Origin of the sequence: Haloarcula sediminis (assembly GCF_035656455.1) — an archaeon.
GTDB classification, from domain to species: Archaea; Halobacteriota; Halobacteria; order Halobacteriales; family Haloarculaceae; genus Haloarcula; species Haloarcula sediminis.
This window is the reverse complement of record NZ_JAYMGA010000004.1, coordinates 42,474-62,326: the sequence shown is the minus strand read 5'-3', so window position 1 is coordinate 62,326 and position 19,853 is coordinate 42,474. Positions and strand designations below refer to the sequence as shown.

The 19,853-nt window shown below is 68.5% G+C and carries 18 protein-coding genes; 12 read left to right on the top strand and 6 right to left on the bottom strand.

All coding sequences use genetic code 11. The annotated features are described in order from the left end of the window. Positions 1 to 106: 106 nt before the first annotated feature. Genes gcvPA through VJ162_RS08955 form a run of 3 tightly spaced genes read left to right on the top strand, consistent with a single transcriptional unit; the run spans position 107 to position 6,019 of the window. Positions 107 to 1,426 carry an aminomethyl-transferring glycine dehydrogenase subunit GcvPA gene (gene gcvPA / locus VJ162_RS08965; protein ID WP_324663763.1) on the top strand — a complete coding sequence of 440 codons (1,320 nt, stop codon included), beginning with the start codon at positions 107 to 109 and terminating at the stop codon, positions 1,424 to 1,426. After that, positions 1,423 to 2,853: an aminomethyl-transferring glycine dehydrogenase subunit GcvPB gene (gene gcvPB, locus VJ162_RS08960; RefSeq protein ID WP_324663762.1), complete on the top strand. Its 1,431-nt coding sequence runs from the start codon at positions 1,423 to 1,425 to the stop codon at positions 2,851 to 2,853. The genes gcvPA and gcvPB overlap by 4 nt, the downstream gene beginning before the upstream one ends. A 55-nt stretch (positions 2,854 to 2,908) precedes the next feature. Continuing rightward, on the top strand, positions 2,909 to 6,019 hold the full coding sequence (locus tag VJ162_RS08955) for a PAS domain S-box protein (protein ID WP_324663761.1): 3,111 nt from the start codon (positions 2,909 to 2,911) through the stop codon (positions 6,017 to 6,019). On the opposite strand, the gene VJ162_RS08950 is transcribed toward VJ162_RS08955, so the two are convergent. From VJ162_RS08950 to VJ162_RS08940, 3 genes are all read right to left on the bottom strand, one after another. Further along, the gene (locus VJ162_RS08950) at positions 6,016 to 6,384 is read right to left on the bottom strand and encodes a response regulator (RefSeq protein ID WP_324663760.1); all 369 of its coding nucleotides are present in this window, start codon (positions 6,382 to 6,384) and stop codon (positions 6,016 to 6,018) included. The genes VJ162_RS08955 and VJ162_RS08950 overlap by 4 nt on opposite strands. Positions 6,385 to 6,422: 38 nt before the next feature. Continuing rightward, a complete protein-coding gene (locus VJ162_RS08945) occupies positions 6,423 to 6,620 on the bottom strand; it encodes a DUF7511 domain-containing protein (RefSeq protein ID WP_324663759.1) in 198 nt (65 codons plus the stop codon). 70 nt (positions 6,621 to 6,690) lie between these two features. Continuing rightward, entirely contained in the window at positions 6,691 to 6,861 is a 171-nt protein-coding gene (locus tag VJ162_RS08940) for a DUF7838 family putative zinc beta-ribbon protein (protein WP_324663758.1), read from the bottom strand. Between the two features lie 138 nt (positions 6,862 to 6,999). On the opposite strand from VJ162_RS08940, the gene msrA reads away from it, so the two are divergent. The 3 genes from msrA (at position 7,000) to VJ162_RS08925 (ending at position 9,825) form a co-directional block, all read left to right on the top strand. Further along, positions 7,000 to 7,668 carry a peptide-methionine (S)-S-oxide reductase MsrA gene (gene msrA, locus VJ162_RS08935; protein WP_324663757.1) on the top strand — a complete coding sequence of 223 codons (669 nt, stop codon included), beginning with the start codon at positions 7,000 to 7,002 and terminating at the stop codon, positions 7,666 to 7,668. A 58-nt stretch (positions 7,669 to 7,726) separates the two neighbouring features. Beyond that, positions 7,727 to 8,263 carry a cob(I)yrinic acid a,c-diamide adenosyltransferase gene (locus VJ162_RS08930; RefSeq protein WP_324663773.1) on the top strand — a complete coding sequence of 179 codons (537 nt, stop codon included), beginning with the start codon at positions 7,727 to 7,729 and terminating at the stop codon, positions 8,261 to 8,263. Between the two features lie 191 nt (positions 8,264 to 8,454). Then, positions 8,455 to 9,825 carry a methyl-accepting chemotaxis protein gene (locus tag VJ162_RS08925; RefSeq protein WP_324663756.1) on the top strand — a complete coding sequence of 457 codons (1,371 nt, stop codon included), beginning with the start codon at positions 8,455 to 8,457 and terminating at the stop codon, positions 9,823 to 9,825. 189 nt (positions 9,826 to 10,014) lie between these two features. Here the strand turns inward: VJ162_RS08925 and VJ162_RS08920 are convergent, their stop codons facing one another. Continuing rightward, positions 10,015 to 10,191, bottom strand: coding sequence for a DUF7317 family protein (locus tag VJ162_RS08920; protein ID WP_324663755.1), 177 nt, complete (start codon positions 10,189 to 10,191; stop codon positions 10,015 to 10,017). A 225-nt stretch (positions 10,192 to 10,416) separates the two neighbouring features. On the opposite strand from VJ162_RS08920, the gene mvaD reads away from it, so the two are divergent. From mvaD to VJ162_RS08905, 3 genes are read left to right on the top strand one after another with little or no spacing between them, the layout of a single operon-like run. Then, positions 10,417 to 11,391: a phosphomevalonate decarboxylase MvaD gene (mvaD, locus tag VJ162_RS08915; RefSeq protein WP_324663754.1), complete on the top strand. Its 975-nt coding sequence runs from the start codon at positions 10,417 to 10,419 to the stop codon at positions 11,389 to 11,391. Between the two features lie 45 nt (positions 11,392 to 11,436). Continuing rightward, the gene (locus VJ162_RS08910; RefSeq protein WP_324663753.1) at positions 11,437 to 11,835 is read left to right on the top strand and encodes a hypothetical protein; all 399 of its coding nucleotides are present in this window, start codon (positions 11,437 to 11,439) and stop codon (positions 11,833 to 11,835) included. Positions 11,836 to 11,886: 51 nt separating this feature from the next. Further along, on the top strand, positions 11,887 to 13,083 hold the full coding sequence (locus VJ162_RS08905) for an NAD(P)/FAD-dependent oxidoreductase (RefSeq protein ID WP_324663752.1): 1,197 nt from the start codon (positions 11,887 to 11,889) through the stop codon (positions 13,081 to 13,083). A gap of 33 nt (positions 13,084 to 13,116) precedes the next feature. Here the strand turns inward: VJ162_RS08905 and VJ162_RS08900 are convergent, their stop codons facing one another. Further along, the gene (locus tag VJ162_RS08900) at positions 13,117 to 14,142 is read right to left on the bottom strand and encodes a PGF-CTERM-anchored ABC transporter substrate-binding protein (RefSeq protein ID WP_324663751.1); all 1,026 of its coding nucleotides are present in this window, start codon (positions 14,140 to 14,142) and stop codon (positions 13,117 to 13,119) included. A 59-nt stretch (positions 14,143 to 14,201) separates the two neighbouring features. On the opposite strand from VJ162_RS08900, the gene btuC reads away from it, so the two are divergent. From btuC to VJ162_RS08885, 3 genes are read left to right on the top strand one after another with little or no spacing between them, the layout of a single operon-like run. Beyond that, complete coding sequence (gene btuC, locus VJ162_RS08895) at positions 14,202 to 15,272, top strand: vitamin B12 ABC transporter permease BtuC (protein ID WP_324663750.1); 1,071 nt, start codon at positions 14,202 to 14,204, stop codon at positions 15,270 to 15,272. Further along, a complete protein-coding gene (locus VJ162_RS08890; protein WP_324663749.1) occupies positions 15,269 to 16,534 on the top strand; it encodes a heme ABC transporter ATP-binding protein in 1,266 nt (421 codons plus the stop codon). The genes btuC and VJ162_RS08890 overlap by 4 nt, the downstream gene beginning before the upstream one ends. Positions 16,535 to 16,556: 22 nt before the next feature. Continuing rightward, complete coding sequence (locus VJ162_RS08885) at positions 16,557 to 18,932, top strand: DEAD/DEAH box helicase (protein WP_324663748.1); 2,376 nt, start codon at positions 16,557 to 16,559, stop codon at positions 18,930 to 18,932. Here VJ162_RS08885 and VJ162_RS08880 read toward each other — a convergent pair. Further along, the gene (locus VJ162_RS08880) at positions 18,924 to 19,796 is read right to left on the bottom strand and encodes a mechanosensitive ion channel family protein (RefSeq protein ID WP_324663747.1); all 873 of its coding nucleotides are present in this window, start codon (positions 19,794 to 19,796) and stop codon (positions 18,924 to 18,926) included. The genes VJ162_RS08885 and VJ162_RS08880 overlap by 9 nt on opposite strands. Positions 19,797 to 19,853: the final 57 nt, after the last annotated feature.

Genomic DNA, 19,853 nt, shown 5'->3' with positions numbered 1-19,853 from the left:
GCCGCTTGGCGGGGGCCGAACCGAGATAATCATATGCGGGCGGTCGCAACGGTGACTCACCAATGTTCGTCCGCGGGACGGTACGCCGATTTTCGGGACAGCTACCATGACAAGCCCCTACGCCCCCCACACAGACGCCGAGACCGAGGCGATGCTTGCTGCGGTCGGCGGCGACGACATCGAGGCGCTGTTCGACGTGCCCGACGCCGTCGCTTTCGACGGCGAGTTCGGTATCGAGGCCCGCGGCGAGCGCGAGACGCGCCGCGAGGCGGCCAGACTGCTGGGCCGGAACGACGACCTGACCGAGTTCCTCGGCCGGGGTCACTACGCCCACTACGTCCCCAGCGTGGTCGACGACCTCGCTTCCCGCTCGGAGTTTCTGACCTCCTACACGCAGTACCAGCCCGAGGTCGCCCAGGGATTTCTGCAGGCCCTCTTCGAGTACCAGTCGATACTGGTCGAGCTCACCGGGCTGGACGTGGCCAACTGCTCGATGTACGACGAGGCGACGGCGCTGGGCGAGGCGGCAACGCTCGCAAAGCGGGTCCGCTCCGTCTCCGGCGAGACGGTGCTGGTGCCCGACCACCTCCGGGAGGGCAAGCGCGCAGTGCTTGAAAATTACGCCGACGGCCCCGGTCTGTCGGTCGAGACGTATCCGATGGCCGACGGGCAAGCCGATATCGACGCGCTGGCCGAGGCCGTCGACGAGGGCGTAGCGCTGGTGTACGCCGAGACGCCGACGGTACGGGGCGTCGTTGAGGAACGTCTCGCCGACATCGGCGCCCTCGCCGACGACCACGACGCGCTGTTCTGTCTGGGCTCGGACCCCGTGGCGCTGGCGCTGCTTGAGCGACCCGCCGACGTGGGCGCTGACGTGGTGGTCGGCGACGCCGCCTCGCTGGGGACGGGCACCGCCTACGGCTTCGGGCTCGGGATGTTCGTCACGCGCGAGGAGCACCTCCGGCAGGTCCCCGGGCGGCTCGTCGGCGCCAGCGAGGACGCCGACGGGCGCCGGGCCTACACGCTCACGCTCCAGACCCGCGAACAGCACATCCGCAAGGAGCGGGCGACCTCGAACATCTGTACCAACCAGGCGTGGGTGGCCCTGCGGGCGGCGATGCACGCCGCGTGGCTCGGTCCCGACGGGCTCGTCGACCTCGCCGAGGACTGCGTGACCCGTCCGCGCGACCTCGCGACCCGGCTGGACGACGTGGTCGGTATTCAGGCGCCGGTCCACGGCGGCCACCACTTCCGGGAGTTCGCCGCCCGCACCGACCAGCCCGCCCGCGCGGTCGTCGAGGACCTCGCGGCGGCGGGGTATGCCGTCCACGCTGTCGGCGAGCACTTGATTCAGGTGTCGGCCACGGAGGTGACCGCCGAGGCCGAGGACGGTCTCGTCGACGCACTCGCGGAGGTGGCCAAATGACGACCTATGACCAAGCTAGCTGGACCGACGACGACGGCGAGCGCTACGAGCCGCTGCTCTCGGAGAAGGCAAGCAAGCGGGTCGACATCGAGGACTCGCCGCTGCCCGACGAGCTGACCCGCGACTCGCTCGAACTGCCGGACCCCGCCGAGCCGGAACTGGCCCGCCACTACACCAGACTCTCCCAGATGAACTACGGCGTCGAGAGCGGCCCCTTCCCGCTCGGTTCGTGTACGATGAAGTACAACCCCTCGTTCACCGAGGACGTGGCTGCGCTGCCGGCGGCAGCCGTCCACCCGGATAGGCCAGACCGAACGGTCCAGGGGACGCTGGCGCTCTCGTACCGACTGCAGGACTATCTGGGCCGTATCGGCGGGATGGACGCGGTAACCCTCCAGCCCCCCGCCGGCGCGGCCGGGGAGTTCACCGGCATCCAGATTGCCAAGGCCTACCACCAGCACAGCGGCGACGACCGCTCGGAGGTCGTCATCCCGGACTCGGCCCACGGGACCAACTTCGCCACGGCGGCGATGGCGGGCTACGACGTGGTCGAACTGCCAAGCGGCGACGACGGGCGCGTCGACATCGACGCCCTCGAAGCGGCCGTGAGCGAGGAGACGGCCGCCCTGATGCTCACGAACCCCAACACGCTGGGGCTGTTCGAGCGCGACATCGAGCGCATCGCCGACATCGTCCACGACGCCGGCGGGCTGCTGTACTACGACGGCGCAAACCTCAACGCGCTGCTCGGTCGGGCCCGTCCGGGCGACATGGGCTTTGACGTGATGCACTACAACGTCCACAAGACCTTCGCGACGCCCCACGGCGGCGGCGGCCCGGGCGCCGGCCCCGTCGGCGTCACCGAGGAGCTGGCACCGTTCCTCCCGGACCCACACGTCCGCGAGCGCGACGCCGGCGACTACGAGTACTACCGCCCCGATCACTCCATCGGGAAGGTCCACGGCTACTACGGCAACTGGCCGGTGCTGGTGAAGGCCTTCGCCTACATCGCTCGCCTCGGGGACGCGGGGCTGGCCGACGCCAGCGCGAAGGCCGTCCTGAACGCGAACTACCTCGCCGAACGGGTCCCCTACGAGGTGCCCTTCGGTCCGTTCCACCACGAGTTCGTCGCCAGCGCGGGCGAACAGGACGCCGCCGACGTGGCAAAGGGAATGCTCGACCACGGCGTCCACCCGCCGACGACGAAGTGGCCCGAGATCGTCGACGAGGCGCTGATGACCGAGCCAACGGAGGGCGAGAGCAAGCGGTCGCTGGACCAGCTGGCCGCCGCCTTCGAGGCCGTCCACGGCGAGGACGACGGGACGCTCGCCTCGGCGCCCCGCCGGACCGCTGCGGGTCGCATCGACCAGGTCTCGGCGGCCCGGGACCCCCGCCTCTCCTGGCAGTCGCTCGATTCTGACGACTGATAATCCCGGCCACCCATTTATATGGGTGTAGGGGACAGTTCCGATACTGACGCGTATGTCCGAACAGGTTGTCGTCCTCCACGTTCGCCCCGAACCCGCCACCGCCGGTGTCGGTTCCTTGCCCCTGGTCGAGGGGCTCGACCGGCCAGTTCGGACCGCGAACTCCCCGGAGTCGGCGCTTGATGCCGTCGCCGAGGTCGCTGTCGCCGCCGTCGTCTGTGACCACGCTCCCGCGGAGGGGCTGGACGGGTTAGCCGTCCTCGAAGCGATCCGAGCCGACCGACCCGACCTTCCGGTCGTGCTCGCGACCGCCGAACCCGACGGTCGCGTGGCCGCTGCGGCGACCCGCCTCGGGGTGACCGAGTACGCCCCCCGGAGCGAGACGGACCTCACGGAGCGGGTTCGGGCGCTGGTCGAGGACTCGGAGCCCGCGGTGCCGGAGACCCGCAAACGGGAGCTGGAGCGAAACAACGAGGCGCTCCAACGGCTGGCCGAACTGGCGGCGACCGATACGCTCTCCGACGAGGAGATACTCGACCGCGTCCTCGAACTGGGCGCCGACCGGCTCGGCCTCCCGCTGGGGTATCTCTCCCGCATCGACGGCGACGAGTACGAGGTCGTCTCGGTCGTCGGCGACCACGACGTCATCCGGGACGGCGCCGTGACCGAGCTGTCGAACACCTACTGTCGCCGCATCGTCGAGGACGACCTGGACCAGTTCGCCGTCACTGACGCGACTGCCGAGGGGTGGGACGACGACGGCGCCCACCGGCAGTCGGGCATCGAATGCTATCTCGGCGGGAAAGTCGTCGTCGACGGGGAACTGTACGGGACGCTCTGTTTCGCCGACAACGAGCCCCGGGCAGCGCCGTTCTCCGAGAACGAGCAGACGTTCACGCGGCTGCTGGCCGAGTGGACGAGCCGGGAGCTGGAGCGCCGCCAGCGCAAGGCGGACCTCGAACAGTACGAAAACGTCATCGAGGCCGTCGACGACGGTATCTACGTGCTCGACGAGGCGGGCCACTTCGAACTGGTAAACGACGCGATGACGGCACTGACCGGCTACAGCGAGTCCGAGTTGCTGGGCGCGCACACGAGCAGGATAAAGTCCGACGAGGTCGTCGAACGGGCCGAATCAATCGTCCGGGAGATGATATTCGACCGGCCGGACGATGAGGAGACGTTCGACGTGAAGTTACAGCGGGCCGACGGCTCCTCGTTCCCCGCCGAGGACCACATGACGTTACTGTGGGACGACGACGGCGAGTGGTTCGAGGGGACGGCGGGTATCGTCCGCGACATCACCGCCCAGAAGGAACGCGACCAGCGGCTCTCGGGCCTGCTTGAGACGACGCGGTCGCTGATGCAGGCCCAGACCGCCGAGGACGTGGCCGAGACGGTCGTCGCCGCCGCCGAGTCCGAGCTCGGCTTCGACCTGAACCTCGTGCGGCTCTACGACGAGGAGACCGGGACGTTGCAACCGGTCGCCGCCACCGACGGGGTGCCCGACCGACCGGTGTACGACGCCGACGAGGCGAACCCGGGCGAGGCCTATCAGCGCGGCGAGACCGTCCGAGTCGACGATTTCAGCCAGGTGACAAACTACGACGACCAGGACACAAACGCCGCGATGTACGTCCCGCTTGACGGCCACGGCGTGTTGAGCGTCGCCACCTACGGGCAGGAACAGTTCACCGACGCCGACGTCTCGGTCGCGGAGATCCTCGCCTCGAACGCGGCGGCCGCGCTGGACCGCGTCGAGCGCGAACAGGAGCTCCTGCGCTACGAGACCGTCATCGAGAACGTCCGGGACATGGTGTATGTCCTCGACGACGACGGCCTGTTCCAGCTCGTCACCGAACCGCTGGCAGACTGGCTGGGCTACGAGCGTGCCGAACTCCGGGGGAGCCACCCGCGGAACGTCCTCGACGAACAGTCCGTGACCGCCTTCGAAAAGCGCATCCGGGCGCTCCGTGAGAGCGACGACGGCGGGACGATTCGGCTGGAGACGACGCTGTACACCGCCGACGGCGAGGAGCGCCCGGTCGAGATAGAGGTGTCGCTCATCGACGAGGCCGGCTTCCGCGGCACCGCGGGCGTCGTGCGCGATCGGACGGAGCTCGAACAGACCCGCGAGGAACTGCGCGACGAGCGGGACCGGTTCTCCTACCTGTTCAACAACCTCCCGGACGCCGTCGTCGAGCTGGAGTTCGTCGACGACACCCCGCTCGTCCGCTCGGTCAACCCGGCCTTTACCGACGTGTTCGGGCTCGACCGAGGGGCCGTCGTCGACGGCTCCCTCAACGAGTACGTCCTCCCACCGAGCGACGACGCCCAGCACGAGGCCGAGCGGCTCGACCAGCGAAGCGCCGACGGCGAGACCGTCCAGGCCGAAATCCGGCGGCGGACAGCCGACGGCTTCCGGGATTTCCTCTTTCGCGGGGTCCCCTACCGCCAGGGGGACGGCCACGTCTGGAGCTTCGGTATCTACACCGACATCACCGAACAGATAGAACGCGAGCGGCGGCTGCAGGTTCTCAACCGGGTGTTGCGACACAATCTCCGCAACGACCTGACGGTCGTGCTCGGGCTCGCCGACGAGCTCTACGAGCGGACAGACGACGAGGACCACCGCTCGTTGCTCGACCGGCTCCGCCGGAAGGCCGAACAGATAGCTTCGCTCAGCGACCGCGCCCGCGAGATAGAGCGCTCGGTCGGGCGCGACGACGCCGACACGACCCCACTCGAGATCACCGAGGCCGTCGAGTCCGTCGCCACGCAGTATGCCACCCAGCACGGGCTGTCGATAGATATCTCGACGCCGGATACGCCGGTGGAGGCTGCCGACGGCCGTCTGCGCCGTGTCGTCGACGAACTCATCGAGAACACCCTCGAACACGCCGGCGATGACCCGAGAGTGACAGTCGCCGTTGACCCCACTCCCGAGACGGTGTCAGTCACCGTCACCGACGACGGCCCGGGTATCCCGGACCACGAACTGGACGTGCTAACCGGCACCGAACCCATCACCCAGTTGAGCCACGGGAGCGGGCTGGGGCTGTGGCTGGTCATCTGGGTGGTAGAGTCCTACGGCGGGACCGTGCGATTCGAGAACACCGCCGACGGCGCGTCGGTCACGCTGTTGTTGCCCCGAACCGATCTCTAGGTGGCGTCGCGTATCTTCTCGGCCAGCACGCTGTACTGCTCGGTACCGGTCCCCTTCTGGACAAAGTCGGTCACGCCGGCGTCGTCGGCCGCCGGCCTGACGTCAGCCGGCTCGCGGGCGCTAAAGAGGAGAAATGGAATCGTCCGCTCTCGCTCCCGAAGCTCCGTACACAGCTCTAGCCCGTCGAGACGGGGCATCTTGTAGTCGCTGACGACGACGTCGTACTCCCCGGTCAGCGCCATATCCAGCGCCGTCTCCGGGTCGATCTCGCTTGTCACCTCGAGGTCGTCCTCCTGTCCCAGAAACGTCTGGACGATTTCGAGTACGTCTCTGTCCTCGTCGACCAGGAGCACGTCGATGCTCATCTACCTGACCTATCCGCTTATGAAATAAAAACCCACGGTCACTGCATGGCAGCGAGGTCGACGAACGCCCCGTAGTCCGCACTCAGCCACGTCGACATCCGCGCGTCACCCGTCGCCTCGGGCGGGTAGATGGTACAGCGGTCCGGCTCGTCCGCGTAGCGGACCACGGTCAGTGACAGTTCCACGTCCGGTCGGTCGGTTGCGTCCGCGGCCGCTCCTGTCGGGTCCAGGCTCATCCTGCATCTGGGGCAACCGGGAGGAGCGGTAAAACGCCTTCTAAGACCTCTCAGTACAGCTATATATCTCTCAGGCGCTCTGTGCCGTATCGACTTCGCCGTCGATGCGGACGAACCCGTAATCACACTCCCCGCAGTGCCACTTGACTTTCCGCCCGAGATGCATCGTCGTGCTGGCGACCTTCCAGAACTCGCTGTACTCCTCGCACTTCGGGCAGTAGTGCTCCAGTTCGAGGCTCATGGCAACCGGTTGTACGCCCGCGCCATTGAAGCTCCCGGTTCTGACACGTACTGCGTCTGCCGGAGCGGTCGGGACCGGTGCTATCAGTATCCGCTCTCGGACCCGAACACGCAAACCGTCCGCCCCCCTACCAGGGGTATGACCACGGTCGAGGACGACAAGGCGCCACTGACAGCGCTGGCGGTCGACGCCGATGCACTCTCGCCCGCCGAAACGGACACCGCGACGTTCGGGATGGGCTGTTTCTGGGGGCCCGACGCCCGGTTCGGGGCGATGGAAGGCGTTGTGCGGACCCGCGCCGGCTACGCCGGCGGGACGGAGCCGGACCCGAGCTACTACTCGCTGGGCGACCACACCGAGGTGGTACAGGTCGAGTATGACCCCGACGCGGTGGGCTACGAGGAGCTGCTGGACGTTTTCTGGGCGAACCACGACCCCTTCTCGGCGCCGCACAAGCGCCAGTACCGCGGCGTCGTGCTGGTCCACGACGACGCCCAGCGGGCGGCCGCCGAGGCGTCGGCGGCAGCGCTCTCCGAGCGAACCGGCCAGTCAGTCGAGACGGCCGTCGAGTCGCTCGACGCCTTCACGCTGGCCGAGGACTACCACCAGAAGTACGAGCTGCGCTCGACGCCGGTACTGGGCGACGAGCTGGCAGACATCTACGGCCCGTCGCTGGTCGATTCGACCGTCGCGGCGCGGCTCAACGGCTTCGTCGCGGGCCACGGCGACGCCGACCAGCGGGCGGCACTGCTTGCCGACGTGGCTCTTTCGCCCGCAGCGCTGTCGGAACTCGAACGGCGGCTGTGACGCGACGGTGTCGGGTCGCCGGCGAGCATATAAGGCCATGGCAGCCCCAGCCATCGACATGACCATCTACACCGGCCGCGGCGACCAGGGCCAGACCGACCTGCGAACGATGGACCGCGTCTCCAAGGACTCCCGGCGTATCGAGGCCTACGGCACCGTCGACGAGGTCAACGCACTGGTCGGTGTCGTCCGGCCGACCGGGCACGACGACATCGACGACGACCTGCGGACCGTCCAGAACCACCTCCACATCGTCCAGGCCGACTTCGCGAACCCCAGCCCCGACGAGGACGACCCCCAGATAACCGAGGACCACGTCGAAGAGATCGAGGACATGATAGACGAGGCCGACGAGGAGCTGGACCAGCTGTCGTCGTTTATACTGCCCTCGGGGTCGGAACCGGGCGCGAAGCTCCACCACGCGCGGGCGGTCTGTCGCCGGGCGGAGCGACGCTGTGTCTCGCTGGCCGCCGAGGAGGCCGGCGTCAACGAGACGGCCATCATCTACCTCAACCGGCTCTCGGATACGCTCTTTACGCTCGCCCGGCTGGTCAACAAGCGCGAGGGCGTTCGGGAAGAGAGCCCGGAGTACTGAGCGTGTCAGCCGTCGGGGTCGGCCAACGCCGACCGCGAGTGACGACTCCGGCTCATCAGCCTTTTCCGTAGTAGGGACGCTTGCGTCGGGTGCCCAGGGTTCGATCAGCCTGCACCACAACGACTCCGACAGTTTCAGCCTTGATAATTGCAGGAAATGGTTTTTATCAATTCAGAAGTCCTATCTTGCCGATGAGTTCAATCGAACAGGGAGAGACTGATTCTGTGGAAAAAGGTGGGAGTCTGAGCGATAACCTCTGGGATTCGTACACGGACGCGGCCGACTCGGAGCTCTCTGCACAGGACGAACCCGAGCGACTCCGACACGAGCGGGACTTCTGGCGGGCCATGTTCGACCAGCTCGTCGAAAGCTTTCCCGAGGGGGTGTTGGTGACGACGGCTGACGGGACGCTCACCCACTGGAACGACGAGCTCGCCGCTCACCTGAACATCCCCTCGGCGGACGCGCTCGGCGAGAACGCGTACGACGTTATCGGCACTGAAAACAAAGACGAAACGCTCGCAGAGACGGTCGCGCGCACCGGGGACGTTATTCAGGAGGACGGCGTCCGGGAAGTCCCCACGACGGACGCGATATTCCAGACCTACGGAGTGCCGCTTCGGGGTCCCGACGGTACGGTGGTCGGCGCGTTTGAGGTCGCTCCTGACGTCTCCGAACATATCGAACAGCAGCGGCAACTCGAAACGCTTCAGGAACAGGTCAGCGGGACGGTCCGTGGCGAGCTTTCGGACCTGTCTGATGCGATCGACGACATCGTCGCGCTCACCGACAGTATCGAGACCTTCGCAAAGCAACAGACGGACCGGGTCGACCAGGTCTCGGAGGAAGTCGCTGGCCAATCGGCGGTGATAGAGGAGATCGCGTCGAGCACCCAGCAGGTCAGCCAGTCCGCAAAGCGAGCACAGTCACGGGCTCAGGAGGGCGAAGAGACCGCCGAGGCTGCCATCGACCAGATGGAAGGCGTCCGGGAGTCGGCCAGTGCCGTCGGGGACACGATCGACGATCTCACCAACCAGGCCGACGAGATGAGCGAGATCATCGACCTGATAAACGACATCGCGGACCAGACGAACATGCTCGCACTGAACGCGAGTATCGAGGCCGCGCGTGCGGGCGAAGCCGGCGAGGGGTTTTCGGTCGTCGCCGATGAGGTCAAATCGCTCGCGGAGGAGTCACAGACCCAGGCCAGCGAAATCGAGGAGATGGTCACCGAGATGGTCGACGCCACCGAACGGACCGCGGCCGAACTCAGAGAGACAACTGACGAAATCGCCGATGCAATCGACGCGGTCGAGAGGACAGTCAACTCCCTGAACGAGATACACGAGCAGGTCAACGAAACCGCAACCGCCGCAGAGGAAGTGGCCGACGCCACCGACGACCACGCCGCAAGCACCGAAGAGGTGGCTGCGACGATTGACGAGGCGGCTGACGAGCTTGCCACGCTGAAACAGCAGCTCTCCGACCTGAGCGCCGTTGCCGACGAACAGTACGAACAGGTCGAGGAAATCGAGGGCTCGGTCGACGAGCTAGTTTCCTGACTGACTCGTCCACCGGCTCTTATCGGACCCGACGGCTGGGCAACGCCCCAGCCCGCCGACCAGCCGGCAACGCACACCCGCTGTGGGGACGGAAACTTGGCCCGGTCACGTGTCTGAGGGCCTCGTGACGTGGTGCCGAGCGGCTGAGTTTTCAGCGGTCGGCTCCCAGAGCGCCCGCTCCGGGGCCGCTCAGTTCGCGGTCTCGGCCAGGACGTCCCAGTCTTCCTCGCGGATGTCAAAGCCCCGCGAGCGAAGCTCCGAGGCCAGCTTGCCGGTCTCTACCCCGCCGTAGCTGGCAGCCTGCTTCAGGCTGAGGGTTCCGCCGCGGTACAGCGTCAGCGCCGTCGTGAGGGAGGTGTATGACATCGTGTCCTCGACTGAGAGATGACGCGACTCGGTCTTAAAGTTTCTCAGACAATAGCTAGCATTCATTGGGGATTAAACGCCGTATAATTGGTTGAACATACAGAAAAACAAATCTAGACTGGAGACATTAGAATTTGGTATGGTCGTATCGCGGCTCGATACAGACGAACGCGCGGAGCCGGCCCGGTTCGCAATAGCAAAGTGACCGGCCCGGAACGGTGAGGTATGAAAGCGACCGCGAAGGCTCACCCTATCCAGGGGCTGGTGAAGTACCACGGGATGCGCGACGAGGCGCGGCGGATGCCGTACCACGACAGCATCTCCGTCAGTACGGCGCCGAGTCGGACAAAGACCACTGTCGAGTTCGACCCGTCGCTCGACGCCGACCGCTACGTCATCGACGGCGAGGCAGTCGAGGGGCGGGGCGCCGAGCGCATCGATTCGGTCGTCGACTACGTCCGGGAGCTGGCCGGTATCGACCACCGCGTGCGGTTCGAGTCGACCAACGATTTCCCGACGAACATCGGCTTTGGCTCGTCCTCGTCGGGCTTTGCCGCGGCGGCGATGGCGCTGGTCGAAGCGGCCGGCCTCGATATGACTCACCCCGAGATATCGACGGTCGCGCGCCGGGGCTCCGCGTCGGCCGCCCGCGCGGTGACGGGCGCGTTCTCCCACCTCAAGACCGGCGTCAACGACCGTGACTGTCGCAGCGAGCGAATCCAGACCGACCTCGAAGACGACCTGCGCATCGTCGCCGGGATGGTCCCCTCCTACAAGGAGACCGAGCAGGCCCACAAGGAGGCCGCCGACAGCCACATGTTTCAGGCCCGGATGGCCCACATCCAGCGCCAGATATCCGATATGCGCGATGCCCTCTACGACGCCGACTTCGGCCGCGCCTTCGAACTGGCCGAACACGACTCCCTCTCGCTTGCGGCGACGACGATGACCGGCCCCGCCGGCTGGGTGTACTGGCAGCCACGGACCATCGAGATCTTCAACACCGTCCGGGAACTCCGAAACGAGGAGGACATCCCCGTCTACTTCTCCGTCGACACCGGCGCCAGCACCTATGTCAACACCACCGAAGAGTACGTCGACCGCGTCGAAGACGCCGTGGCCGACTGCGGTGTGGACACCCGTGTCTGGGAGGTCGGCGGTCCCGCCGAAGTGCTGGACGAATCCGAGGCGCTGTTCTGAGCGGACGAAAAGACTTTTCATTCTCACGACGGCCACTCGACAGTGATGGACGCCAGACGGCGACTCCTCCTGAGCCACTTCACTCTGGGTCTCGGCGGACTCGGGGTCTTTGCCCTCACCTGGCGTCGACTCCCGACGCTCGTCGACATCCCGGTGATGACCGTCGTCGCGCTGGTGGCCGCCGGTAGCCAGTACCTCTCTGAGCGGGAGGCGTTCCCGGCGTGGCTGTACGCGGCGCGGGACTACGGCCGTGCACACCCGCTCGTGCTCGTGGCGGGCACCACCGTCGTCGTCGCCGTCGTTCTCACTCCGATGTACGTCGCCCCGTCGACGATTCGGTGGTACTACGACGCGTTCTTCGGCCTCTATCTCGGGTTCATCGGCCACCGCATCGTCTACGGGCTGGTCCTCCCGGTTCCGGAGGCGGCGCTCGACCGCGTCTGAACCGGCCGTTGGCACAGGGTTAATCGGTCTCGACGCCAAGATGACGACACAATGCGTGTCGCCGTTCTCGGAGCCGGCTACGCCGGTCTGACACTCGCCCGAACGCTCGAACGGACCCTTCCCGCCGACGCCGACCTGGTCGTCGTCGACGAGTCGACCGACCACCTCGTGCAACACGAGCTCCACCGGGCGGTCCGCCGGCCGGGACTGGCCGACGAAATCACCGTTTCGCTCACCGACGCGCTCGACTGCGAAGTCAGGCAAGCGACGGTCACCGACGTCGACGCCGACGCCGGCGTCGCGACGCTCGAAACGCCGACGGGCGGCGAGGAGACGCTGGAGTACGATGTCGGCGCGGTTTGTCTCGGCGCCCGGACCGCTTTCTACGGGCTCGATGGGGTCCGAGAGCACGCCACGCCGCTGAAACGCCTGGCGGACGCCCGCGAGATACGTCGGGACTTCCTGGAGTTGGCCGACGGCGACCGCGTGGTCGTCGGTGGCGCGGGCCTTTCGGGTGTGCAGGTCGCGGGCGAACTGGCCGCGCTGGCCGACGAGGAGGGGATGGACGTCGAGGTCTGTCTGCTCGAACAGGCCGCCGAGGTCGCCCCGGCGTTCCCCGCCGCCTTCCAGCGAGCCGTCCACGACGCCCTGCTCGACGCCGGCGTGTCGGTCCGAACCGGGACCGGCGTCTCGGGGGCCGAGGCCGAGGCCGTCACGTTCGACACCGGCGAGGCGCTCGACTACGACCAGTTCGTCTGGACCGGCGGTATCCGGGGGTCGCCGGCTCTGGACGACGAGCGGCCGGTCGTCCGCGCGGACCTCAGACTGGGCGCGTCGACCTTTGCCGTGGGCGATGCGGCCCGCGTCGTCGACAGCGACGGCGCGGCCGTCCCGGCCAGCGCGTCGGCGGCTATCCGCGAGGCGAGTGTGGCCGCCGACAACGTCGCGGCGCTGGTCGAACACCGGCGCAACGGGGGCGGCGGGTTCGAGCCCCGGCTCGCCCGATATCGGTTCAACGTGCCCGGCTGGCTCGTCTCCGTCGGCGACGACGCCGTGGCGAAAGTGGGCCCCACGGTCCTGACGGGCCGGCCGGCGCTGGCGCTGAAAACGACTGTCGGCGCAGGGTATCTGGGCAGCGTCGGCGCGATACGGGAGGCCACGGACCTCGTCCGCGAGGAACTGGGTATCGGCGGCGATGCGGTCCCGGCGGTGCCCGACGACATCGTCGACGTCTCCGCGGCGGAGTGAGCCGACTGAACCACGCGACAGCGCGGCCGCGACTCACTGCCGTCGGCGTGCGAGCAGCACCGCTCCAGCGAGGGCACCGACTGCACCGACGGCGGTGAAGCCGGGGCCGTTCCCGTCGGTCGTCGCCGTCGGCGTGGCCGTCCCGGTCGCGCTGGCGGCCGCGTCCGGCCCGAAGTACAGCTGTCGGGTCAGGTTGCGGGTCACGTGGACGACGCTGCGCGGGGCCGGCTGGTTGAGGTCGCGGACGTTGACCCGAACGGTCGCGTTCGTCTGCCCGGCCCGCGTGCTCGCGAACGGTTCCTCGCTCGCGATGCCGGCCGTGCGCTCGGTGACGACCAGCACTTCCGGGTCGAGCTGTAACACGACCTCGTCGCTGAGCTGTGGGTAGCCGGTGTGGTCGCGCGCGGCGACGTTGTCGGCGCCCACGACGTCGAACAGCTCGTCGATGAAGGTGTCGCCGCCGGCGACGTAGCCCCCGCCCAGCGAGTACAGCACTCTCGGCCGGTCCTCGATGTCGGCGGTGAGGCTCCGGACGGTGTCGACGTTCGCGTTCATCCAGGTGTTCGTCTCGGCCGCGCCCTCGCAGTTGCCCGTCAGGCGGCCGATGGTCGCCGTCTTCTCGGCGATGTCGTCGACGGTCTTGGCCTCCCGCAGGTGATACACCGTCAGGCCCGCGTTGCGGAGCCCTTCGACGTCGCCCGCGCTGGCGTTGGGCGCGAGGACGAGGTCCGGGTTCGTCCCGGCCACGCGCTCGACGCTGACGCCGAAGCTGGCCGAGACGTTCGTCCGGCGCTCGGCGCCCTCCAGGTACGAGGCGTACTGGCTGAGCCCGACGACCTGGTCGCGGCCGCCGATCTCCCACATCGTCTGGGCGGCCGAGGGGTTCGTCGTCACCACCCGGTCGGGGCGCTCGCCGAGCGTGACCTCGGTCCCGGTCGCGTCGGTCAGCGTCACCGGGAACGAACAGTTCTGGCCGGCCGTCTGCGTGCTCGCGGCCACCGGGGTCGCAAGCGACGCGAGCACGAGGAGTCCGGCAACGAGTATCGCGAATCGTCGCATCGTCTGTCCGGGGGCGGAGTAACAATAAATATTTACCTACTGCAAGTCGGTTTTCAGCCGTGCGAACCCCCGGACGAACGGCCGCGTGGTCGCTGGCCCTCGCGGGGCTGCTGGTCGCCGTCATCACGGCGAGTGCAGCCGTCGGTCCGGTGTACGTTCCGCCGGGAGACGTCGCGCGGGTGCTTCTCAACGCCGTCGCGGTGCCGACGGCCGTCGAGTTCTCGGGGGCGGCCGCCGATGTGACGACCGTCCCGCTCTTCCGGTTCGAGGTCTCGCGGCTCCAGGAACAGATAGTGCTGGGGATTCGGCTCCCGCGCGTGCTGCTTGCCGCCATCGTCGGCTTCTCGCTGGCCGCGGCCGGCACTATCATGCAGGGCATCTTCCGGAACCCGATGGCAGACCCCTCGATAATCGGCGTCTCCTCGGGCGCGGCCGTCGGGGCCGTCGGCTTCATCGTCGTCGGCGGCTCCCTGCCGTTCGGTCTGGGGCTGCGCGGGGCGGCCTTTGCCGGCGCGCTCGTCGCCGCATTCGGCGTCTACCTCATCGCGACGGAGAACGGCCGGACGCCCGTGGCGACGCTCCTGCTTGCCGGCGTCGCCGTCCAGACGTTTCTCGGGGCGGTCGTCTCCTTTCTCCTGCTCAACGCCGGCGAGAGCATCCGCCGGGCGCTGTTCTGGCTGATGGGGCACCTCAAGGGGGCGTCCTGGCCCGAGGTGTGGTCGAGCCTCCCCCTCGTCGTCGTCCCGTTCGCCCTGCTGTTGCTCTACGCCCGGGACCTGAACGTCATGCTGCTGGGCGAGGAGGACGCCGCGAGCCTCGGTATCGAGGTCGAACGGACCAAGCGGATACTGCTGGCGCTGTCGGCGCTGGCGACGGCGGCCGGCGTCGCCGTCGCGGGTATCATCGGCTTCGTCGGCCTCATCGTCCCCCACGTGATGCGGCTGCTCGTGGGACCGGACCACCGAATCCTCCTCCCGACCTCGGCGCTGGCCGGGGCCTCCTTCCTCGTCGCGACGGACACGCTGGCCCGCTCGGGCAGCGCCGAGGTGCCGGTCGGCATCGTCACCGCCGCGCTGGGTGCGCCCTTCTTCCTCTACTTGCTGCGCCAGCGGGAGGTCCACGAGCTATGAGCGACTCCGAGCCGGGCCAGGATGGAGAGCCAACACCGATGCTCAGCGCAGAGGACATCTCCGTCTCGCTGGGCGGGACAGCGATACTCTCGGACGTGTCGCTGACCGCTGAGCGTGGATCCGTCGTCGGCCTCGTCGGCCCCAATGGCGCCGGCAAGACGACGACGCTGCGGGTGCTCCGGGCGACGCTCTCGCCCGACAGCGGAACCATCCGCGTCGCGGGCGACCCCATCGCGGGCCTCTCCTCGAAGCAGGTGAGCCGGCGCGTCGCCAGCACGCCCCAGGCGACGACGCTCTCGTTCGATTTCACCGTCCGCCAGACCGTCGAGATGGGACGGACTCCCCACCTCGGCCGGTTCGAGCGGGCCGACGGCGACGACGAGGACGCCGTCGCGGCCGCCATGGAGCGGGCCGACGTGGCCCGCTTTGCCGACCGGCCCGTCACCTCGCTGTCGGGCGGCGAGCGCCAGCGCGTGCTGCTTGCGCGCGCGCTCGCCCAGGAGACGCCTGTTCTGGTACTCGACGAACCAACGTCGAGTCTGGACATCAACCACGCCGTCAACACGCTGGAGCTGGTCGCGGCCCTCGCCCGGGAGGGCAAGACCGCCGTCGCGGCCATCCACGACCTCAATCTCGCCGCGCGCTACTGCGACGAACTCGTCTTGCTGGCCGACGGCACCGTCCGGGCGGCCGGCGACCCACGCGAGGTGCTCAAGCGACCGACGCTCCGGGACGCCTTCGACGCCGAGACGCTCGTCACCGACCAGCCGGGGGCCGACGCGCCGCTCGTGACTCCCTTCGCCGACCGCGAGCCGGTCGACCGGACCGTCCACGTCGTCGGCACCGGCGGGCCGGCCGCCGCGGTCGTGGCCCGACTGGTCGCCGCCGGCGCGACCGTCTCGGTCGGCGTCGTTCCCGCCGGCGACGCGGCCGCCGAGCGGGCCCGCGAACTCGACTGCGAGGCCGTCACCGTTCCGCCGTTTGCCGGCGTCGACGATAGTTCCCGCGAGCGGGCGACCGACCTGGCCCGGGCGGCCGACGCGGCGGTCGCGGCCGGCGGTATCACCGACGCGAACCAGTCGGTCCTCGCCGCGGCCGACCGGGTCGTCGCCGTCGACGGGGCGGACCTCCCCGCTATCGGGTCACCGCGGACGACGGTGGCGACTGTCGACGCACTGCCCGAGGCCGTTGCTGTGCTCCCCTCGGGCGCCAACGCAGGCGGTGACCGCCGCGTCGAGTCGGCAGAAGGGCAAGACCGATAGCCTCCCCGGCCCAACCCCGTCCGTGGACGAGACTATCGCGTGGCTGCGCGACCGGCCCTACTACGAGGGCCAGATTGTCGACGAGCGGACGGTCCCTGGCCGGGCGGCGACGACGGCCGACTGCGACCTCGACTCGCGGCTCGCCGGGGTACTTGCCGACGAAGGTATCACCGACCTCTACGCCCACCAGACCGCGGCTATCGACGCTGTCAGGGACGGCGACAACGCCGTCCTCGCGACCGAGACCGCGAGCGGCAAGAGCCTGGCATACACCGTCCCCGCCTTCGAGCGGGCGCTGGACAGGCGGGCGACCACGCTCTACGTCGCCCCGCAGGTCGCGCTCATCAACGACCAGACCGAGACCCTCTCGGAACTGGCACAGGGACTGGGCTTTGCCTCCGGCGTCTCGATCGCCCAGTACACGGGCCGCCAGTCCAAATCGGAGAAGGAGGCCATCCGCGAGCGCCAGCCCACCGTCCTGTTGACGACGCCTGACATGCTCCACTACGGCATCCTCCCCCACGCCCACCGGCTGTGGGACTGGTTCTTCCAGCGCCTGGAGACCGTCGTCATCGACGAAGTCCACGGCTATCGGGGCATCTTCGGGAGCCACGTCTCGCTCGTGATGCGCCGCCTGCAGCGCATCGCCGAGCGGTTCGACAGCGACCCCGAGTGGGTCTGTTGCTCGGCGACCATCGGCAACCCCGTCGAACACGCCGCGACGGTGACCGGCCAGTCCGAGGACTCCTTCGCGCTGGTCGACGAGGACGCCTCCGCCAGCGGCCCGCGCCACTGGCTGCTGTGGAACCCGCCCGAGTACGACACAGGGGAGGGATGGGGCAGCGGCCGCCGCAAGTCGAGCCACGTCGAGACCAAGCGGCTGTTCGTCGACCTCGTCGAACGGGGCCTCCAGACCGTGGTCTTTGCCGGCTCCCGCCAGACCGCCGAGCGCTACGCCGGGGACAGCGCCGACGAACTCCGCTCGCGGGGCCACCACGACCTCGCCGACGGCGTGGGGGCGTATCAGGCCGCCCTCACCAACGAGAAGCGCCGCGAACTCGAATCGCGGCTCCAGTCGGGGGACCTCCGCGGGGTGTGGTCGACCAGCGCGCTGGAACTGGGCGTCGACGTGGGCGGGCTCGACGCCGTGCTCATCGACGGCTACCCCGGAACCCGGATGCGGGCCTTCCAGCAGGCCGGGCGCGCGGGCCGGGATACCGACCCCGCGCTGGTCGCGCTCGTCGGCGGCGAGGACCAGCTCGACCAGTACGTCCTGCGGAATCCCGAGACGCTGTTCGAGCGGCCCGCCGAACAGGCGGTCACGAACCCCGAGAACGACCAGCTCTTGCCCGACCACGTGCTCGCGGCGGCGGGCGAGAACTGGCTCTCCCCCGACGACGACCGCCACTTCGGCGCGACGTTCCCCGATGTGGTCGCGGACCTCGAATCGGCCGGCAAACTGGACCGCCGGACCACCGATAAGGGGGTCCGCTGGACATCGAACGGCCGGCCCCACCACGACATGAGCCTCCGGACGGTCGACGACCGCGAGGTGAAACTGGTCGCGAAGGGCGACGTCATCGCGACACTCCCCTTCGAGGACGCCCTGCGGGACGCCCATCCGGGCGCCATCTACCACCACCAGGGCCGCCGGTACGAGGTGACCGACCTCGACCTCTCGGCCGGCGTCGCACAGCTTGACCGGACCTGGGCGGACTACTACACGCGCGTCCTCCACGACAAGACCATCACGGTCGAGGCCGACTTACAGGAGCGTCCCCTCCCCACGCGCGAGGACGTGCCGGTCCGTTTCGCGTCAGTGACGATGCGCAAACAGATTACCGGCTACGAGCGCCGCGACGGCTCCTCGGGCGAGGTACTGGGACAGCGCCCCCTCGACCTCCCCGAGACGAGCCTGGAGACGAAGGCGATGTACTACACCGTCCCCGACGACCTCGAAGGCGACATCCGCGCCGGCGAGTACGGCGCGAGGGCCGACACGGCGTCGGAGGAGGCCGACGCGGCCACCGACGGCGGTTCGGACATCGGCGACTTCCCCGGCGCCATCCACGCCGCCGAACACGCCATGATATCGATGTTCCCCTTCGAGTATCTCTGTGACCGGGGCGATATCGGCGGGCTCTCGACTCCCGAACACCCCCACACCGGCGAGCCGACCATCTTCATCTACGACGGCTATCCGGGCGGTATCGGCCTCAACCGGGCGGCCTACCACGACGTGGCGCCGCTGATGGCGACGACGCTGTCGATGCTTCGCTCCTGTGACTGCGAGGCGGGCTGTCCGGCCTGCGTGCAGTCGCCCCACTGTGGCAACGCCAACGACCCGCTGGACAAGGCCGGCGCCGTCCACCTGCTTGATGGACTCTGCTCACCCTGAGGGGGACTCGTCCGTTGACGGCTCGTGGACCGTCACCTCGCCGGAGAGCTCGGTCCCCGAGTCCTCGCTGAGGTCGATACCGGCGGCCCTGCAGGCCTCGTGGACGTTCCGGATGAACGCCGCCCGGACCGCCGGCACGCGGTTCTTTCGCTCGATGGGGAGCCAGATACGTGCGACGACGAGCACCGAACTCGCCGTCAGTTCGTCGACGGCGACGGTCGGCCTGGGCCGCTCGGCGACGTGGTCGAGGTCGCGGGCGACGTTGCGGATAATCCCCTGGACCTCGTCGAGCTCCGTCTCGTAGTCGACGCCGAACTGATAGGAGATACCGACCGGGTCGGTCACGGTCTGGTTGGTCACCGCCGTCGTCGCCAGCTCCGAGTTCGGGACGATGATGCGCTCGTTGTCCAGCGTCCGCACGCGGGTCACGCGCAGGTCGATATCGACGACCGTCCCGCGCTTGCCCTCCCACTCGATGGTGTCGCCGACGTTGAGGTCGGGGTCGCTGACGATGAACGCCCCCGAGACGAAGTTCCCAAGCACGTCCTGTGCGGCCAGGCCGACGGCGACGGTGATGCCGGCTGCGACGAGCGTGGTGCCCGCGAGACTTCCGCGGAAGCCGGCCGTACTCGCGCCGACGATGACACTGGACACGACGACGAGGAGGTGGACGCCGCTGACCAGCGCGCTCTGGACAGTCCGGTTGAGCGCGGACCGTTCCAACCCCCAGCGGACGCCGGGGACGACCAGCAGGCGACCGACCGCATAGAGGAGCGCCACGACGGCGAGGAACGTGGCGCCGTCCTCGGCGAGCTGTGCGTACACGGAGACGATGTCGACACCGGAGGCGCCGGGGAACTGCATATCCGTCCTTTCGCCCCGCGCATCATGAATATCGGGCGTCCGCGACGCCGCCGTGTC

Excerpts from the sequence above, each read along its gene's own strand:
- gcvPA (WP_324663763.1), top strand. The coding sequence starts at position 107 with ATGACAAGCCCCTACGCCCCCCACACAGACGCCGAGACCGAGGCGATG.
- gcvPB (WP_324663762.1), top strand. The coding sequence starts at position 1,423 with ATGACGACCTATGACCAAGCTAGCTGGACCGACGACGACGGCGAGCGC.
- VJ162_RS08955 (WP_324663761.1), top strand. The coding sequence starts at position 2,909 with ATGTCCGAACAGGTTGTCGTCCTCCACGTTCGCCCCGAACCCGCCACC.
- VJ162_RS08950 (WP_324663760.1), bottom strand. The coding sequence starts at position 6,384 with ATGAGCATCGACGTGCTCCTGGTCGACGAGGACAGAGACGTACTCGAA.
- VJ162_RS08945 (WP_324663759.1), bottom strand. The coding sequence starts at position 6,620 with ATGAGCCTGGACCCGACAGGAGCGGCCGCGGACGCAACCGACCGACCG.
- VJ162_RS08940 (WP_324663758.1), bottom strand. The coding sequence starts at position 6,861 with ATGAGCCTCGAACTGGAGCACTACTGCCCGAAGTGCGAGGAGTACAGC.
- msrA (WP_324663757.1), top strand. The coding sequence starts at position 7,000 with ATGACCACGGTCGAGGACGACAAGGCGCCACTGACAGCGCTGGCGGTC.
- VJ162_RS08930 (WP_324663773.1), top strand. The coding sequence starts at position 7,727 with ATGACCATCTACACCGGCCGCGGCGACCAGGGCCAGACCGACCTGCGA.
- VJ162_RS08925 (WP_324663756.1), top strand. The coding sequence starts at position 8,455 with ATGAGTTCAATCGAACAGGGAGAGACTGATTCTGTGGAAAAAGGTGGG.
- VJ162_RS08920 (WP_324663755.1), bottom strand. The coding sequence starts at position 10,191 with ATGTCATACACCTCCCTCACGACGGCGCTGACGCTGTACCGCGGCGGA.
- mvaD (WP_324663754.1), top strand. The coding sequence starts at position 10,417 with ATGAAAGCGACCGCGAAGGCTCACCCTATCCAGGGGCTGGTGAAGTAC.
- VJ162_RS08910 (WP_324663753.1), top strand. The coding sequence starts at position 11,437 with ATGGACGCCAGACGGCGACTCCTCCTGAGCCACTTCACTCTGGGTCTC.
- VJ162_RS08905 (WP_324663752.1), top strand. The coding sequence starts at position 11,887 with ATGCGTGTCGCCGTTCTCGGAGCCGGCTACGCCGGTCTGACACTCGCC.
- VJ162_RS08900 (WP_324663751.1), bottom strand. The coding sequence starts at position 14,142 with ATGCGACGATTCGCGATACTCGTTGCCGGACTCCTCGTGCTCGCGTCG.
- VJ162_RS08890 (WP_324663749.1), top strand. The coding sequence starts at position 15,269 with ATGAGCGACTCCGAGCCGGGCCAGGATGGAGAGCCAACACCGATGCTC.
- VJ162_RS08880 (WP_324663747.1), bottom strand. The coding sequence starts at position 19,796 with ATGCAGTTCCCCGGCGCCTCCGGTGTCGACATCGTCTCCGTGTACGCA.